The organism is Streptomyces sp. CB01201, assembly GCF_002803085.1.
GTDB classification, from domain to species: domain Bacteria; phylum Actinomycetota; class Actinomycetes; order Streptomycetales; family Streptomycetaceae; genus Streptomyces; species Streptomyces hundungensis.
In genome coordinates, this window is record NZ_NNBJ01000003.1 from 1 (window position 1) to 15,742 (window position 15,742).

The window sequence follows — 15,742 nt, forward strand, 5'->3', positions numbered from 1 at the left end:
GCTTCCCTTCGGTATTTCGTGTTCCCGACTCTATCAGACTCTTTCGTGTCCGATTCCCCGTCGGAATGGGGTTCGCTTCGAGATCTTCGCTTTCGCGTTTCCCTTTCGGCGTGACCACTACTTTAGCGGGTTTCCCCGGCCATTCATAATCGAGTCATTCGAGTTCGAATTAAGGCATGCCGAAATTCGCACCCGTTGGGGTTCGATCGTAGGTAGTGGATGGCCGCTTGGGGATGCTGAACAGCAGGGCCCGTCTCAAGCGGCTCGGGCTACGTTAGGCCTCGCTTGAGGCCGAGTCAAGTTCGGCGTTTGCGGGGCTGATGCGCGCGGTAGGGGCTGACCGTCGGGTCGTCCGAGATCCAGAAGCGCCACGGGTGCGGGGCGCCATCCCCGCCCACCCCGGTGCGCGGGCCGCTGCGCACCTGGTCGGGCGGCACGGGAGTACCCGTAAGCACGGAGAGAGGGGCGTCGGGGCCGGCGCAGGCGTCCGTGCCGTTCAGGGCGCGGCCCACGTCGAGCGCGGTGGCCAGGCGGGCCGGACCCTTGGCCAGTTCTTTGTCGTGCCGGGCCGAGAGTCGACGCTTGCGGGCCAGTTCCGCGCCCACCCGGACCTCGCCCGCCCTCAGCAGCACCCCGCTCGCCCGGCCTTCGGGGCCGCACACCAGATTGAGGCAGTGCCACATTCCGTACGTGAAGTAGACGTACGCGTGTCCGGGCGGCCCGAACATCACGTCGTTGCGGGGTGTGCGGCCGCGGAAGGCGTGGGAGCCCGGGTCGTTCGGGCCGTCATAGGCCTCGACCTCCGTCAGGCGCAGTTCGAGGGGGCCGTCGTCGGTGAGGCGGACGAGCGTGCGGCCGAGGAGGTCCGGTGCGACCTCCAGGACCGGCCGGTCGAAGAAGTTCCGGGTGAGTGGCGTACGTTCGGTGCCCGCGATCATGGCGTCCGAGGGTAGTGGACGGGCGGGTGGAACCGGGTGGGCCGGTTGCGCGTTCGTAGGGGTCGAGGTCGAGAAGACGTCGAGAAGACGCAGACGTAGGCATCGGCCTGGGCGATCGGCCTGGGCGTGGATGACGTGGTCGTCCGTGGGGACAGCGGACAGGGACATAGGGGAAGGACTGGCATGGGGTTCAAGCGGCTGCTGGCGAGCTTGGGGGCCGGCGGGGCGTCGGTGGAGACCGAGCTCACGGAGACCAATGTGGTGCCGGGTGGAGTCGTCCAGGGCGAGGTGCGGATCCAGGGCGGGTCGGTCGATCAGCAGGTCGAGGGCCTCTCGGTCGGCTTGCAGGCGCGGGTCGAGGTCGAGGGCGGTGAGCACGAGCACAAGCAGGACATCGAGTTCACGAAGCTGAGGCTGGGCGGTGCCTTCGAGGTGAAGGCGGGTGCGGTGCACGTGGTGCCGTTCGGCCTGGAGATCCCCTGGGAGACGCCGGTCACGACGATCGACGGGCAGCAGCTGCGGGGCATGCACATCGGGGTGACGACGGAGCTGGAGATCGCCCGGGCGGTGGATTCGGGTGATCTGGACCGGATCCAGGTGCATCCGCTGCCCGCGCAGCAGGCGATCCTGGATGCGTTCGTCCGGCTGGGGTTCCGCTTCAAGAGCGCGGACATGGAGAAGGGGCAAATCCGCGGGACGCGGCAGCGGCTGCCCTTCTACCAGGAGATCGAGTTCTATCCGCCGTCGCAGTACCGGGGTCTGAACCAGGTGGAGCTGTCGTTCGTCGCGGACGACCGTGAGATGGACGTGGTCCTGGAGATGGACAAGAAGCCGGGCCTGTTCAGCGAGGGCAGCGACTCCTACCGCTCGTTCCGGGTCGGTCTGAACGATTTCCACGGGACGGACTGGTCCGGGTACGTCAACGAGTGGCTGGCCGAGGTCGGCGGGCGGCGGGCCTGGTTCTGAGCGCGGACCGCCTAGGCTCGGGCGTACCAGTTGCCGACGAATCAGGAGGTGCCGACGTGAGCGAGCTCAAGAGGCCGCCGCTTCCCCATGACTTCCACCCCGAGGTGCCGTCGTTCACGGTGGTGAGCGAGGACGTCGAGCCGGGTGCCGTGCTCAAGGACGCGCAGGTCTATGCGGCCGGGAACACCTCGCCGCAGCTGCGGTGGGAGGGTTTCCCGGCCGGTACGAAGAGCTTCGCGGTGACGTGCTTCGACCCGGACGCGCCGACGGGCAGCGGGTTCTGGCACTGGTCGGTGTTCGATATCCCGGCGTCGGTGACGGAGCTGCCGGCGGGTGCGGGCAGCGGGAAGTTCGAGGGGCTGCCGGCCGGCGCGGTGCAGGTGCGCAACGACTACGGGTCGAAGGACTTCGGCGGCGCCGCGCCGCCCGCCGGGGAGACGCACCGGTACGTGTTCACGGTGTACGCGGTCGACAGCGAGAAGCTCGGTCCGGACGCGGAGGCGTCGCCCGCCGTGGTGGGTTTCAATCTGCGCTTCCACACGCTCGGGCGTGCCCAGCTCATCGGTGAGTACACGGCTCCCGCGGAGAGCTGAGCGTTCGTTTTCCGTTTGCCCTGCCCTGGTCTTGGAGAGATCAGGGCAGGGCATTTTTCTGTTGTCGGTCCGGGTTCACCGCCGGGGCGGGCGCGGATATTGCGTTGTCCATCGTGGCGAGCCCGGCCAGAGTTGATCCCAGCCCGCGTCGGTGGGCCGGCACTACGGAGGTGGGCAGGATGCGGGACACGCTGGTACTCAACGCGAGCTTCGAGCCGCTGTCGACGGTGACGCTCAACCGTGCCGTGGTGCTGGTGCTCCAGGACAAGGCCGTGGTCGAGCAGTCCCATCCCGAGCTGCGGATGCGTGCGGCGACGATGGACATACCGGTGCCGCGGGTGATCCGGCTGTGCAGATATGTCCGGGTGCCCTTCCGAAGACAGGCTCCGTGGTCGAGACGGGGGGTGCTGATCAGGGACCAGCACCGGTGCGCGTACTGCGGGCGGCGCGCGACGACCGTGGACCACGTGGTGCCGCGGGCTCAGGGCGGCCGGGACGGGTGGCTGAACACGGTGGCGTCCTGCGCCGAGGACAATCACCGCAAGGCGGACCGGACGCCGGAGGAGGCGGGGATGCCGTTGCTGCGGCAGCCGTTCGTGCCGTCGCCCGCCGATGCGATGCTGCTCGCGATGGCGGTCGGGGACCGCTCGGAGCTGCCGGAGTGGCTGTCCACGGGGGCGGTGCCGGCGGCGTAGGGGACGCTCCGGCAGGAGTGGCGTAGTACGGGGTCGACTTGTTCGCGGGAAGCCCGCCTTCGGATCGAAGGCGGGCTTCGTGGTGTGTCTATGGGGCGTACTGCCGTTATTTGAGGGTGAGTTGGAGGATCGCGACGATGCCGACGACGATGATCACGCCGCGCAGTACCGCGGGCTTGAGGCGGCGGCCGACCTTGGCGCCGATCTGGCCTCCTATGGTCGAGCCGACGGCGATGAGCAGGACGGCGGTCCAGTTGAACTCGGCGACGAAGAGGAAGAAGACCGCCGCGATGCCGTTGACGAGAGCGCCGAGGATGTTCTTGACGGCGTTGATGCGTTGCAGGCTCTCGGAGAGGAGCAGGCCCATCAGGGAGAGGTAGAGCACTCCTTGTGCGGCGCCGAAGTAGCCGCCGTACATGCTGGCGAGGAAGAGGCCGACGAGGAGGGCGGGGCCGCCTTCGGGGTGGGCTTCGGTGCCCTGGGCCTCGCGGCGGCGCTTGATGGCGGCGGCCAGGCGCGGCTGGAACAGGACGAGGACGAGGGCCAGGCCGACCAGGACGGGGACGATGGCGTCGAACGACGAGGAGGGCAGGGCGAGCAGCAGGGCCGCTCCGGCGAGCCCGCCGGCGAGGCCGACGCCGCCGAGGCGCAGGACGCGGCGGGTCTGGCCGCGCAGTTCGTGGCGGTAGCCGATGGCACCGCTGATGGAGCCGGGGACCAGGCCGAGGGCGTTGGAGACATTGGCGGTGATCGGCGGCAGGCCGGTCGCCAGGAGCACGGGGAAGGTGAGCAGCGTGCCGGATCCGACGATCGTGTTGATGGTGCCGGCGCCGATTCCGGCCGCGAAGACGGCGAGTGCTTCCCAGATGGACAAGGCCATCTCCTTACACGTTCAGTGAGTCGCCTCCCCGCCATGGAGGTCGAGGGGCCGCACTGATCATGCATGAACCGTGTACGGGGCAGTCAACTGGCCCCATACCACGGGTCGTTCTGGGTGGCCGGCCTGGTGCGCGGATGGCCGGGTCGGGTGTGGCCCGGCCGCGCGGGGGTCCTGGTCCGGGTCGTGCGGGTCAATCGACGGGGGGTTCCTCGCGGCGCTCGACGGCGCCGTTGCCCTTGTTGCCGGTGTTGAAGCCGGGCATGCCGCCGCCGAGGTTGCCGAAGGCGCCGGAGAGGCCCTTGAGGGCGTCACCGATCTCGCTGGGCACGATCCAGAGCTTGTTGGCGTCGCCTTCGGCGATCTTCGGGAGCATCTGGAGGTACTGGTAGGAGAGCAGCTTCTGGTCGGGGTCTCCGGCGTGGATGGACTCGAAGACGGTGCGGATGGCCTGGGCTTCGCCCTCGGCGCGCAGGGCGGCGGCCTTGGCCTCACCTTCGGCGCGCAGGATCGCGGACTGCTTCTCGCCTTCGGCGCGCAGGATCTCCGACTGCCGTACACCTTCGGCCTGGAGGATCGCGGCGCGCTTGTCGCGGTCGGCGCGCATCTGCTTCTCCATCGAGTCCTGGATGGAGGTGGGCGGCTCGATCGCCTTGAGCTCGACGCGGTTGACGCGGATGCCCCACTTGCCGGTGGCTTCGTCGAGGACGCCGCGGAGGGCCGCGTTGATCTCCTCGCGGGAGGTCAGGGTCCGCTCCAGGTCCATGCCGCCGATGATGTTGCGGAGGGTGGTGACGGTGAGCTGCTCGATCGCCTGGATGTAGCTGGCGACTTCGTAGGTGGCGGCGCGGGCGTCGGTCACCTGGTAGTAGATGACGGTGTCGATGTTGACGACCAGGTTGTCCTGGGTGATCACCGGCTGGGGCGGGAAGGGGACGACCTGTTCGCGGAGGTCGATCCGGTTGCGGATCGAGTCGATGAACGGGACGACGATGTTCAGGCCCGCGTTCAGTGTCCGGGTGTAGCGGCCGAAGCGCTCCACGATGGCGGCGCTGGCCTGTGGGATCACCTGGATGGTCTTGATCAGGGCGATGAAGACCAGCACCACCAGAATGATCAGGACGATGATGATCGGTTGCATCGCTTATCCCCGTGCCCTTCTTGCTCTCGGATGCTCCGGAAAGCGTTGGCGTTTACCGGACTTGATGATCCTGGCATGGTTCACATGACGATGGCAGTGGCTCCGTCGATCTCGACGACGTCGACCTGGTGTCCGGGCTCGTACACGGAGTCCGTGTCGAGTGCGCGGGCCGACCAGACCTCGCCGGCGAGTTTGATCCGGCCGCCTTCGGCGTCGACCCGTTCCAGGACGGTGGCTTGACGGCCCTTCAACGCCTCGGTGCCGGTGGCGAGTTGGGGGCGGCCGACGCTGTGGCGGGCGGCGATGGGGCGTACGACGGCGATGAGGGCGACGGAGACGGCGATGAACAGGAGGACCTGTCCGACGGGTCCGAGGCCGAGGCCGGCGCCGATGGCGGCGGCGCCCGCGCCGGCCGCCATCATGCCGAACTCCGGCATGGCGGTCAGCACCAGGGGGATGCCCAGTGCCACCGCGGCCATCAGCCACCACACCCACGCCTCGATGTTCACCAGGTCATGGTAGGTCGGGGCGTCCCCCGACCGACAGGGCGCGAAGGCCCTGACTAGCTCATCGGGAGCCCGGTGGCCGTGTAGCGGTCGCCGCGGTGCTCGACGAGGAGGGGCAGGCCGAAGCAGAGGGAGAGGTTGCGGGAGGTGAGTTCGGTCTCCATGGGGCCGGCGGCGAGGACCTTGCCCTGGCGGATCATGAGGACGTGGGTGAAGCCGGGGGCGATCTCCTCGACGTGGTGGGTGACCATGATCATCGAGGGCGCGTACGGGTCGCGGGCGAGCCGGCCGAGGCGGCGGACCAGGTCCTCGCGGCCGCCGAGGTCGAGGCCGGCGGCGGGCTCGTCGAGGAGGAGGAGTTCGGGGTCGGTCATCATGGCGCGGGCGATGAGGGTGCGCTTGCGCTCGCCCTCGGAGAGGGTGCCGAACTTGCGGTCGAGGAAGTCCGTCATGCCGAGCCGGTCGAGGAAGGCGCGGGCGCGGTCCTCGTCGACGGCGTCGTACTGCTCCTGCCAGGTGGCGGTCATGCCGTAGGCGGCGGTGAGGACGGTCTGCAGGACGGTCTGGCGCTTGGGGAGCTTGTCGGCCATGGCGACGCCGGCCACGCCGATGCGCGGGCGCAGCTCGAAGACGTCGACCCGGCCGAGCTGTTCGCCGAGGATCCGGGTGGTGCCGGTGCTCGGGAAGAGGTAGCTGGAGGCGATGTTGAGGAGGGTGGTCTTGCCTGCGCCGTTGGGTCCGAGGATGACCCAGCGCTCGCCTTCCTTGACCGACCAGGAGACGTCGTCCACCAGAGCGCGTCCGTCGCGGACCACGGATACGTCCACCAGCTCCAGTACATCGCTCATGAGCGCGTTGTCTCCCCATGCCATCGTCTTGAGTTCGCGAGTGCGTTCCGGGACGCGCCGGTGGGCGCGGTCCCCAGGGAAAACCTACGCCACTGGCGAAGTGATCCCGCCTCTAGGTCCGGTCGCAGGGTTTCCCTAGGCTGGAGTCCATGTTCTCGGAACCACGTTCAGGTCGGCTGGCCGCTTGGGGAAATGCCCTGTTGGCCGGAAATGTCTCACCGGACGACGCGGCGCTCGCAATCGTCGGGGACGATGCGGTGCACCGCGTCGAGGGGCTGCCGGGCGAGTCCGCGCCCGTGGGGCTCACCTTCGCGCTCGGGCGGCTGCGCACGCTCGGGGTGAGCGGGTGGCGGCTCGCGCTCCCGGTGGCCGGGCATCCGCTGGGGCTCAGCGGTCCGGCGGAGTTCAACGCGCGGGCGCTGGAGGCCGAGGAGGCCGTGGTCGGGTTCGGGGCGCCGTACGGCCTGGTGCCCGAGGTGTACGAGGCCGGGCCCGCCGGGGACGTGCACGTGGAGGTCGTGTGGCACTGCCTCGCGGTGCGTGAGGCGCCGCCCGCGGACGTGCCCTCGCTCGGCGAGGCGGAGCGCGAGCTCGCGGAGGGGCTGCGGGACGCGACGGCCGCGCTGACCCGGCTCGACGTGGCGGGTTCGGGTCCGGCGGCGGCCGCCGCGATCGACGCGTACCGCTCGCGGGTCGAGGGCCCCGACGAGGAGGTGCTGGCACCGGGGTATCCGCCGCGTGCGGTACGGGTGTTGGAGCTGGCCCGGCGGGTGGCGCTGCTGGTGTCGCTCGCGTACGAGAACGGGCACGGGGGCGCGGTGAGCGCTTCCGAGATCGCGGCGCGGGGCGAGGTGCTGCGGCCGGTGGAGCGGGTGGCGCGGCGGGCCCGGGTCGCGGCGTACAACGCGTATGTGGAGGAGCGGCAGCGGGGCTGAGCCCGGGAAGCGGGGCGGGAAAGGGGACGGCCCCCGGGTGGGACCCGGGGGCCGGAGGTCACCGCGTGGGCGCGGTCAGAAGTTGGAGCTCTGGTTCCCGAAGACCGGGTTGAGGACGCCGATCACGCTGACCGCGTTGCCCGTGGCGTTCACCGGCACGTGCACCGGAACCTGGACCAGGTTGCCGGAGACGGCGCCCGGGGAGTTCTGGGCCTTGCCGTCGGCGTCGGCCCCGCCGTGGGCGGAGGCTGCACCGGTCGCGGCGGCGAGGGCGCCTCCGGCGAGCACGGTGACGGCGAGAGCCTTGTTGAGCTTCATGTTCTGGATCCTCCTGGTCGTCGCCGCGGCCGGGCCGGCGCGGCATGCCATGGAGAACGCCGGGTCGCCCCGGGGGGTGCGCTATGTGGGTGACATCCACACGACGGTATGAATCTTCTACCGGACCCTGACGGTCCGCTTTCCTGTTCGGTTCGCCGTTCGGTTCGCCGCGTTTCAGCCGGTCACACCGTGCCGCACGGCCCACAGGGCGGCCTGGGTGCGGTCGGCGAGGTCGAGTTTCATCAGGATGTTCGAGACGTGGGTCTTGACGGTCTTCTCGGACAGGACGAGGTGGCGGGCGATCTCCCGGTTGGAGCGGCCGTCGGCGATCAGCGCCAGGACCTCCTTCTCGCGTTCGGTCAGGGTCGTGCCGCGCCCGGTGCCGCCGTATCCCTCGTCCTGGCTGAGCAGGGCGCCGGCGACCTCGGGCTGGAGCAGCACATGGCCGGCGTGCACCGAGCGGATGGCTCCGGCCAGCGCGTCGGGGTCGACGTCCTTGTACACGTAGCCGGAGGCGCCGGCGCGCAGGGCCGGGACGACCGTGCGCTGCTCGGTGAAGCTGGTGACGACGAGGACCTTCGCCGGGTTGGCGAGCTCGCGGAGCTTGCGCAGGGCCTCGATGCCGTCCATGCCCGGCATCTTGACGTCCATCAGGACGACGTCCGGCTTCAGCTCCTGGGCGCGGGCGACGCCCTCGGCGCCGTCGGAGGCCTCCCCCACCACCTCTATGTCGTCCTGTACCTCCAGGAACGTACGCAGTCCTCGGCGGACCACCTGGTGGTCGTCCACGAGCAGGACCCTGATCACCTTGTCAGCCACCGGGGACCTCCATCTCGATCGTGGCGCCCTCGCCGGGTGCCGATTGCACGGTGAGCCGGCCGCCGACTCCGCTCGCCCGGTGCCGCATCGAGACCAGGCCGAGGTGGCGGCCCGCGCGGCGGACCAGGCCCGGATCGAAGCCCCGGCCGTCGTCACCGATCCGCAGGAGGGCGCCCTGGCCGCTGCGCTCCAGGACCACCTCGACGCGGCCGGCCCCGGAGTGGCGAAGGGCGTTGTGGAGGGCTTCCTGGGCGACGCGCAGCAGGGCCTCCTCCTGGGCCGGGGGCAGGGCGCGCACGCCCCGGTTGGCGAAGGTGACGCGGGCCGCGTGCGCCCGGTCGAGGACCTGGATCTGGGTGCGCAGGGTGTGCACCAGGCCGTCCTCCTCCAGGGCGGCGGGCCTCAACTCCACGACGGCGGCGCGGAGTTCGTCGGCGGCCTCGGCGGCGAGGGAGGCGACCTGCTGGAGCTCGCCCTTGGCGCGGGCCGGGTCGCGGTCGATCAGTGCGGTGGCGGCCTGGGCGGTGAGGCGGAGCGAGAAGAGCTTCTGGCTGACCGCGTCGTGCAGTTCGTGGGCGAGCCGGGAGCGCTCCTCGGCGATGGTCAGCTCGCGGCTGCGCTCGTAGAGGCGGGCGTTGGTGAGGGCGATCGCGGCGTGCTGGGCGAGCAGCCGCAGCAGTTCCTCGTCGTGCTCGGTGAAGCCGCAGCCGCCGCCGGGGCGGGGCCGGGGGCAGCGCTTGTTGGCGAGGAAGAGGGCGCCGAGCGTCTCGTCGCCGTCGCGGATCGGCATGCCGAGGAAGTCGGACATGTCGGGGTGGGCGGCGGGCCAGCCTTCGAAGCGGGGGTCCTTGCGGACGTCGTCGAGGCGCTCGGCCTTCTCCTCGTGGAGCATCGCGGCGAGGATGCCGTGCTGGCGCGGCAGCGGTCCGATGGCCCGCCACTGCTCGTCGCTGACGCCGTCGACCACGAACTGGGCGAAGCCGCCGTGGTCGTCGGGGACGCCGAGCGCGGCGTACTCCGCGTCCAGGAGTTCGCGCGCGGACGCGGTGATCGTCTTGAGGACGTCCCCGACCTCCAGGTGCCTGCTCATGGCGAGCAGGGCGGTGCTCACGGCGGCGAGGCCCGCGCTCGGGGACGGGCTCTGACCTGCTCCGGCGGGATCGGCGGGACGGCTCATGTGGTCACCGTACCGGCGGGGTGCGACAGCGCGCCTCGGCCTGTGGACGGCCACCGCCTAGGGCGGGCGGCCTAGGCCGGAGTGCCCCTGAGGGGCCGCCGGCCCTAGGGCGAAGTGCCTTCCCGGGCCGGGCCCCGCGTCCGAGGCGGCGCGGCTGCGCCCGGAGCCACGCTGAATCCGTCGACGCGTGCGGCGGCCGACCGGTCGGCGGACGGTCCGGGAGAACGGGCCGCCCCGCACGCGGCGCGAGGCGACAGCACCTCGGGCAGAGCCCGACGGACGGAACAGAGGGGTCGGACATCATGCCGGTTGCGATCATCACGGGGGCCTCGAAGGGGCTCGGCAGGGCATTGGCCGAAGGGCTCGCGGAGCGTGGCTGGGACCTGGTCCTGGACGCCCGGACGGCGCCCGTACTGAAGGAGGCGGCGCGCGGCCTCGAACCGTACGGCACGAAGGTCGTGGCGCTGCCCGGGGACGTCACCGACGCCGGGCACCGGGCGGATCTGGTGGCCGCGGCGCGGGAGCTCGGCGGGCTCGATCTGCTGGTGAACAACGCCTCCGCGCTGGGCGCCGAGCCGCTGGTGGCGCTCGCGGAGCTGGGCCTCGCGGGGCTGCGGGCGGCCCTGGAGACCAATGTGGTCGCGGCGCTCGGGCTCGTGCAGGAGGGGCTCGGGCTGCTGCGGGCGGCCCCGGCGGGTGCGGTGGTCGCGGTCAGTTCGGACGCGGCGGCCGAGGCGTACGGGACGTGGGGCGGGTACGGGGCGTCGAAGGCGGCCCTGGACCAGCTGGCCGCGGTGCTCGCCGTGGAGGAGCCGGGCCTGCGGGTGTGGGCGGTGGACCCGGGCGACATGCGCACCGATCTGTACGCGGCGGCGGTGCCGGACGACGACTCGGGGCGGCCCGAGCCGTCGGCGGTGGTGCCGGGGTTCCTGCGGCTGCTCGACGAGCGCCCGCCGAGCGGCCGGTACGGCGCTCCCGCGCTGGTGGCCGGCCGGGAGGCCGGTGGCGTGGACGGCCAGGCGCAGGCCGGTCCCCCCGGTGATCGCGCGCAGACCGATCTCGGGGGCGGCCGCGGGGAGGCCGGGCGATGACGGCGCCCCTGAGGGTGCGGGTGCCGGACGGCCTGCTCGCCTCGGTGCCCGCGGAGGTGCGCGGGGCGGGGCGCGACGACGTGCGCCTGATGGTGTCGCGCGGCACGGAGGTCTCCCACCACGCCTTCCGCGATCTGGCCGGGCAGCTGCGGGCCGGTGACGTCCTGGTGGTCAACACCTCGCAGACGCTGCCCGCCGCGGTCGACGGGGCGGTGGCGGGGGCGCCGGTGGTGGTGCACTTCTCGACGCTGGGCGCGGACGGACGCTGGGCGGTGGAGCTGCGCACACCCACGGCGTCCGGGAGCACCGAGCGGCGCACCGGGGACCGGGCCGAAACGGCCGTGGCGCTGCCCGGCGGACAGCGCCTGGTGCTCGACGAGGCGCTGAGCCCGGACCGGCTGTGGTGGGCGCGGGTGTCGGCCCGGGACGTGCCGGGCCTGATGCGCCGGTACGGGCGGCCCATCCGGTACTCCTACACCGAGCGGGACCAGCCGCTGGCGGCCTACCAGACGGTGTTCGCGCTGCCCGCGCCCGACGGGCTCGGCTCGGCGGAGATGCCGAGTGCGGCACGGCCCTTCACGGCCGGGCTCGTCGCGGATCTGGTGCGGCGGGGCGTGCGGTTCGCGCCGGTCACGCTGCATACGGGGGTGGCATCGGCGGAGGCCCACGAGCCGCCGTACCCGGAGCGCTTCGAGGTGCCGCGGTCGACGGCGCTGTTGGTGAACGCGGCGCGGGCGGGTCGGGGAAGGGGCGTGCGCGGTGCTTCCGCGCAGGGGCGGCGGGAGACGGGTGGGCGGATCGTGGCCGTAGGGACCACGGCGGTGCGGGCCCTGGAGTCGGCGGCCGGGCCCGACGGGGTGGTGCGGGAGGCTGCCGGGTTCACGGATCTCGTGGTGACGCCGCGGCGCGGGGTGCGGGTGGTGGACGGGCTCCTGACGGGGCTGCACGAGCCGGAGGCCTCGCATCTGCTGATGCTGGAGGCGATCGCGGGGCGCGAGGCGCTGGCCGTCGCCTACGACCAGGCGCTGAGCCGGCTCTACCTGTGGCACGAGTTCGGGGACGTCCATCTCCTCCTCCCGGAGGAGAACCCTCACACTGCGCATTGCTCCAGCAACGTCTGGTGATTCTGTTACCTGCCCGATGTGAGCCCGAGCATAGGACGCACATCACTTACGAAGCCGGCTAGTGGATGGATAAAGGGCGTGTGAGCCCGTCGGGAGTGGGTACGAGGCGCCTTTTGTCGGCTCCTGATCCACTACCCGGCTTCGTATGTAGCAGCTTTGCCACGAGATTTTGCGGCCGCTAACAATGGCTCTCGTCGCACAGCGCTGCGGCCAACCGCCGCGGCGCTTCACTGCGCCGTCCCCAGTCATTCGGAAGAGGTCCAACAGCCATGCCCGAGTCCAGCAACCCTGGTCACAGTCGTCTGCCCCAGACGCACAAGATCTCGATTGCCGGTGTCGCCGTCCTCGGCGCCGCCGCTCTCGCCCTCTCGGTCTTCCCCGGGACGGGTCAGTCGGGCAACGCCGCGACCATAGCCGCCGAGCCCGCCGCCTTCTCGGCGACCGTCGCCAGCGCCAAGACGGTCTCGCAGAACGTCGCCAAGCAGCACGTGACCGCGGACAAGCAGGCCCAGGTCGCCGCGAAGGCCAAGGCCGCCGCGGACGCCAAGGCGAAGGCCGAGGCCGAGGCGAAGAAGCGCGACGAGGCCGCCGCCGCGAGCCGCGCCGCCGCCCGCAAGCCGGTCTACGCCAACAACCTCGACGGCTGGATCCGCCAGTCCCTCGACATCATGAAGAGCAAGGGCATCCCGGGCACCTACGACGGTCTGCACCGCAACATCATGCGCGAGTCGACCGGCAACCCGAACGCCATCAACGGCTGGGACATCAACGCCATCAACGGCATCCCGTCGAAGGGCCTGCTCCAGGTCATCCAGCCGACGTTCAACGCCTACCACGTGCCCGGCACCTCGTGGAACATCTACGACCCGGTCGCCAACATCACGGCCGCCGCCAACTACGCGGCCGACAAGTACGGCTCGATGGACAACGTCAACAGCGCCTACTGATCCCTTTCGGGGGCTGGGCACCAGGGCCGGTGAGCGAAGTGCCAGGGCCGGTGAGCGAAGAAGGGCGGCACCCCGTGCGGGGTGCCGCCCTTCGCCGTGACCGGGTCCGGTCAGCGGCCGGTCACTTGCGCATGACCTCGGGCTCGTGGCGGCGCAGCAGGCGTGCGACGACGAAGCCGAGCGCGATGCCGATCACCAGGAGCACCGAGATGTCGGTGAACCACTGCGTGGCGTCGTGCTTCCACAGCGGGTCGAGGTTGGTCGGATCGCTCTGGTCCATCGGCGCCATCAGGTGCGAGAGGTCGAGCGTCGTGCCGACGCCCGCGATGGCCCAGCGCGACGGCATCAGCCAGGCGAACTGCTCCAGGCCGAGCGAGTCGTAGACCTTGAACAGGATGCCGGTGAAGACGACCTGGACGATGGCGAACATGACCAGGAGCGGCATGGTCTTCTCGGAGGTCTTCACCAGCGCCGAGATGATCAGGCCGAACATCATCGAGGTGAAGCCGAGCGCGATCACGACCAGGCACATCTCGACCGCGGGCGGCATCACCAGGCCCTCGGCGGGCAGCTTGCGGGTCGAGAAGCCGATGACGCAGAGGATCACGCCCTGGAAGGCCGTGATGACGCCGAGCACCAGGATCTTGGACATCAGGTACGCCGAGCGGGACAGGCCGGTGGCCCGTTCCCGTTCGTAGATGACCCGTTCCTTGATCAGTTCTCGTACGGAGTTGGCCGCGCCGGAGAAGCACATGCCGACCGCGAGGATCAGCATGATCGTGCCGGCGTCGCCGTTGAACCGGGACGGCGGGGTGGGCGGCGCGAGGCCGAACTTCGCCGGGATGACCACGCTGACCGAGCCGATCACCGCCGGCAGGGCCACCGACAGGGCGAGGAAGCCCTTGTCGGAGGCGATGACGGAGACGTAGCGGCGCATCAGCGTCCACAGCTGGGAGACCCAGCCCTGCGGCTTCGGCGGCTTGATCGCCTGGGCCGGCGGCATCTGCACCGACTGCGGGGCGACGGCGTCGATGTCCGCGGCGTACATCTGGTAGTGCTGCGAGCCCTTCCAGCGGCCCGCCCAGTCGTAGTCGCGGTAGCTCTCGAAGGCGGAGAAGACATCGGCCCAGGTGCCGTAGCCGAAGAAGTTCAGCGCCTCCTCGGGCGGCCCGAAGTAGGCGACCGAACCGCCCGGGGCCATCACGAGCAGCTTGTCGCAGATCGCGAGCTCGGCCACCGAGTGGGTGACGACCAGGACGGTGCGGCCGTCGTCGGCGAGACCGCGCAGGAGCTGCATGACGTCGCGGTCCATGCCCGGGTCGAGGCCCGAGGTGGGCTCGTCGAGGAAGATCAGCGACGGCTTGGTCAGGAGTTCAAGGGCCACCGAGACCCGCTTGCGCTGGCCACCGGAGAGGGAGGTGACCTTCTTCTCCTTGTGGATGTCCAGCTTGAGCTCGCGCAGCACCTCGTCGATGCGCTGCTGGCGCTCGCTCTCGGTGGTGTCGGCGGGGAAGCGCAGCTTGGCCGCGTACTTCAGCGCCTTCTTGACGGTCAGCTCCTTGTGCAGGATGTCGTCCTGCGGGACCAGGCCGATGCGCTGGCGCAGCTCGGCGAACTGCTTGTAGAGGTTGCGGTTGTCGTAGAGGACGTCGCCCTTGTTGGCGGGCCGGTAGCCGGTGAGCGCCTTGAGCAGGGTCGACTTTCCGGAGCCCGAGGGGCCGATGACCGCGATGAGGGACTTCTCGGGGACGCCGAAGGAGACGTCCTTGAGGATGTCCTTGCCGCCGTCGACCGTGACGGTCAGATGGCGGGCGGAGAAGGAGACGTCACCGGTGTCGACGAACTCTTCGAGCCGGTCGCCGACGATGCGGAAGGTGGAGTGGCCGACGCCGACGATGTCCTGCGGGCCGAGCAGGACGCTGCCGCCCTTGGCGATCGGCTGGCCGTTGACGTAGGTGCCGTTGTGGGATCCGAGGTCGCGGATCTCCATCCGGCCGTCCGGCGTCGCGTGGAACTCGGCGTGGTGGCGCGAGACCTGGAGGTCGGAGACGACCAGTTCGTTCTCCAGGGCACGGCCGATGCGCATGACGCGGCCGAGCGCGACCTGGTGGAACGTGGTCGGGCTGCGGTCGCCGTAGGCGGGCGCGGCCCCCGCCGGGCCGCCCTGCTGCGGGAACTGCGGCTGCTGGGGCGGCGGTTGCTGCCACTGCTGCTGCGGGACCTGCGCCTGCTGGGGTTGCTGGGGCTGCTGCGGCTGGGACCAACCGCCCTGCTGGGGCGGGGTCTGCTGGGGTTGGGGTTGGACGGGGGCGGCCTGCGCCTGCTGGGCGGAGGGCTGTGCGTAGGCGGCCGCGGCGGCGCCGGTCAGATTCAGCCGCGGGCCGTCGGTCGCGTTGCCGAGGTGGACCGAGGAGCCGGGGCCGATGTCCATCTGGTGGATCCGCTGGCCCCGCACATAGGTGCCGTTGGTCGATCCGTGGTCCTCGATGACCCAACTCCGGCCGCTCCAGCTGAGCGTGGCGTGCCGCCACGAGACTCTGGCGTCGTCGACCACGAGGTCACCTTGCGGATCACGCCCGAGGGTGTAGGACCTGGACGGATCGAGCGTCCAGGTGCTGCCATTCAATTCCAGTACGAGTTCCGGCACTCCAGCCCCACTTGTCGTCCCCCGAAAGACCTCCGCACCGGAGGCCTGTGACTCCCGACACAGGGAGTCTAGGGATGGTGAACATCGTGGGGAACTATTTCAGGCCCAGGCTCGTATCCG

Annotated in this window: 15 protein-coding genes and 1 pseudogene; 7 read left to right on the forward strand and 9 right to left on the reverse strand. The window is 70.7% G+C overall.

The genetic code is table 11. From position 1 onward, the window contains the following. Nucleotides 1-296: 296 nt before the first annotated feature. Nucleotides 297-938 (reverse strand): DNA-3-methyladenine glycosylase, encoded by a 642-nt coding sequence (locus CG740_RS07990; protein WP_100574306.1) that lies wholly within the window; start codon nt 936-938, stop codon nt 297-299. Nucleotides 939-1,121: 183 nt separating this feature from the next. Between CG740_RS07990 and CG740_RS07995 the strand changes: the two genes are divergently transcribed. From CG740_RS07995 to CG740_RS08005, 3 genes are all read left to right on the forward strand, one after another. Beyond that, nucleotides 1,122-1,904, forward strand: a complete 783-nt coding sequence (locus tag CG740_RS07995; protein WP_100574307.1) for a sporulation protein — start codon at nt 1,122-1,124, stop codon at nt 1,902-1,904. A 56-nt stretch (nt 1,905-1,960) separates the two neighbouring features. After that, a complete protein-coding gene (locus CG740_RS08000) occupies nt 1,961-2,497 on the forward strand; it encodes a YbhB/YbcL family Raf kinase inhibitor-like protein (protein ID WP_100574308.1) in 537 nt (178 codons plus the stop codon). Nucleotides 2,498-2,676: 179 nt separating this feature from the next. Next, nucleotides 2,677-3,192, forward strand: a complete 516-nt coding sequence (locus tag CG740_RS08005) for an HNH endonuclease (protein WP_100574309.1) — start codon at nt 2,677-2,679, stop codon at nt 3,190-3,192. Between the two features lie 106 nt (nt 3,193-3,298). Here the strand turns inward: CG740_RS08005 and CG740_RS08010 are convergent, their stop codons facing one another. The 4 genes from CG740_RS08010 to CG740_RS08025 all read right to left on the reverse strand — a co-directional run bounded on the left by CG740_RS08010 (nt 3,299) and on the right by CG740_RS08025 (nt 6,564). Next, entirely contained in the window at nt 3,299-4,072 is a 774-nt protein-coding gene (locus tag CG740_RS08010) for a sulfite exporter TauE/SafE family protein (RefSeq protein ID WP_199846375.1), read from the reverse strand. A 190-nt stretch (nt 4,073-4,262) separates the two neighbouring features. Then, nucleotides 4,263-5,210 carry an SPFH domain-containing protein gene (locus CG740_RS08015; RefSeq protein ID WP_100574310.1) on the reverse strand — a complete coding sequence of 316 codons (948 nt, stop codon included), beginning with the start codon at nt 5,208-5,210 and terminating at the stop codon, nt 4,263-4,265. Between the two features lie 80 nt (nt 5,211-5,290). Beyond that, entirely contained in the window at nt 5,291-5,722 is a 432-nt protein-coding gene (locus CG740_RS08020) for an NfeD family protein (protein ID WP_100574675.1), read from the reverse strand. A gap of 50 nt (nt 5,723-5,772) precedes the next feature. Continuing rightward, nucleotides 5,773-6,564 carry an ABC transporter ATP-binding protein gene (locus tag CG740_RS08025; RefSeq protein ID WP_100574676.1) on the reverse strand — a complete coding sequence of 264 codons (792 nt, stop codon included), beginning with the start codon at nt 6,562-6,564 and terminating at the stop codon, nt 5,773-5,775. A 149-nt stretch (nt 6,565-6,713) separates the two neighbouring features. Here CG740_RS08025 and CG740_RS08030 point away from each other — a divergent pair, with 149 nt between their 5' ends. Further along, nucleotides 6,714-7,499: a hypothetical protein gene (locus CG740_RS08030; protein WP_100574311.1), complete on the forward strand. Its 786-nt coding sequence runs from the start codon at nt 6,714-6,716 to the stop codon at nt 7,497-7,499. A 75-nt stretch (nt 7,500-7,574) separates the two neighbouring features. On the opposite strand, the gene CG740_RS08035 is transcribed toward CG740_RS08030, so the two are convergent. From CG740_RS08035 to CG740_RS08045, 3 genes are all read right to left on the reverse strand, one after another. Then, entirely contained in the window at nt 7,575-7,817 is a 243-nt protein-coding gene (locus CG740_RS08035; RefSeq protein ID WP_100574312.1) for a chaplin, read from the reverse strand. Between the two features lie 174 nt (nt 7,818-7,991). Further along, nucleotides 7,992-8,636 carry a response regulator gene (locus tag CG740_RS08040; RefSeq protein ID WP_100574313.1) on the reverse strand — a complete coding sequence of 215 codons (645 nt, stop codon included), beginning with the start codon at nt 8,634-8,636 and terminating at the stop codon, nt 7,992-7,994. Then, the gene (locus CG740_RS08045) at nt 8,629-9,813 is read right to left on the reverse strand and encodes a GAF domain-containing sensor histidine kinase (RefSeq protein ID WP_100574314.1); all 1,185 of its coding nucleotides are present in this window, start codon (nt 9,811-9,813) and stop codon (nt 8,629-8,631) included. Before CG740_RS08045 ends, CG740_RS08040 begins: the two co-directional genes overlap by 8 nt. Nucleotides 9,814-10,115: 302 nt before the next feature. On the opposite strand from CG740_RS08045, the pseudogene CG740_RS08050 reads away from it, so the two are divergent. From CG740_RS08050 to CG740_RS08060, 3 genes and pseudogenes are all read left to right on the forward strand, one after another. Further along, nucleotides 10,116-10,808: pseudogene (locus CG740_RS08050) on the forward strand (SDR family NAD(P)-dependent oxidoreductase); the annotation flags it as partial. A gap of 92 nt (nt 10,809-10,900) precedes the next feature. After that, entirely contained in the window at nt 10,901-12,028 is a 1,128-nt protein-coding gene (locus tag CG740_RS08055; protein WP_100574316.1) for an S-adenosylmethionine:tRNA ribosyltransferase-isomerase, read from the forward strand. A gap of 269 nt (nt 12,029-12,297) precedes the next feature. Then, entirely contained in the window at nt 12,298-12,975 is a 678-nt protein-coding gene (locus tag CG740_RS08060; RefSeq protein WP_100574317.1) for a transglycosylase SLT domain-containing protein, read from the forward strand. A gap of 121 nt (nt 12,976-13,096) precedes the next feature. On the opposite strand, the gene CG740_RS08065 is transcribed toward CG740_RS08060, so the two are convergent. Beyond that, the gene (locus tag CG740_RS08065; protein ID WP_100574318.1) at nt 13,097-15,622 is read right to left on the reverse strand and encodes an ABC transporter ATP-binding protein/permease; all 2,526 of its coding nucleotides are present in this window, start codon (nt 15,620-15,622) and stop codon (nt 13,097-13,099) included. Nucleotides 15,623-15,742 lie beyond the last annotated feature (120 nt).

Excerpts from the sequence above, each read along its gene's own strand:
- CG740_RS08015 (WP_100574310.1), bottom strand. The coding sequence starts at position 5,210 with ATGCAACCGATCATCATCGTCCTGATCATTCTGGTGGTGCTGGTCTTC.
- CG740_RS07995 (WP_100574307.1), top strand. The coding sequence starts at position 1,122 with ATGGGGTTCAAGCGGCTGCTGGCGAGCTTGGGGGCCGGCGGGGCGTCG.
- CG740_RS08005 (WP_100574309.1), top strand. The coding sequence starts at position 2,677 with ATGCGGGACACGCTGGTACTCAACGCGAGCTTCGAGCCGCTGTCGACG.
- CG740_RS08055 (WP_100574316.1), top strand. The coding sequence starts at position 10,901 with ATGACGGCGCCCCTGAGGGTGCGGGTGCCGGACGGCCTGCTCGCCTCG.
- CG740_RS08060 (WP_100574317.1), top strand. The coding sequence starts at position 12,298 with ATGCCCGAGTCCAGCAACCCTGGTCACAGTCGTCTGCCCCAGACGCAC.
- CG740_RS08030 (WP_100574311.1), top strand. The coding sequence starts at position 6,714 with ATGTTCTCGGAACCACGTTCAGGTCGGCTGGCCGCTTGGGGAAATGCC.
- CG740_RS08045 (WP_100574314.1), bottom strand. The coding sequence starts at position 9,813 with ATGAGCCGTCCCGCCGATCCCGCCGGAGCAGGTCAGAGCCCGTCCCCG.
- CG740_RS08025 (WP_100574676.1), bottom strand. The coding sequence starts at position 6,564 with ATGAGCGATGTACTGGAGCTGGTGGACGTATCCGTGGTCCGCGACGGA.
- CG740_RS08035 (WP_100574312.1), bottom strand. The coding sequence starts at position 7,817 with ATGAAGCTCAACAAGGCTCTCGCCGTCACCGTGCTCGCCGGAGGCGCC.
- CG740_RS08010 (WP_199846375.1), bottom strand. The coding sequence starts at position 4,072 with ATGGCCTTGTCCATCTGGGAAGCACTCGCCGTCTTCGCGGCCGGAATC.
- CG740_RS07990 (WP_100574306.1), bottom strand. The coding sequence starts at position 938 with ATGATCGCGGGCACCGAACGTACGCCACTCACCCGGAACTTCTTCGAC.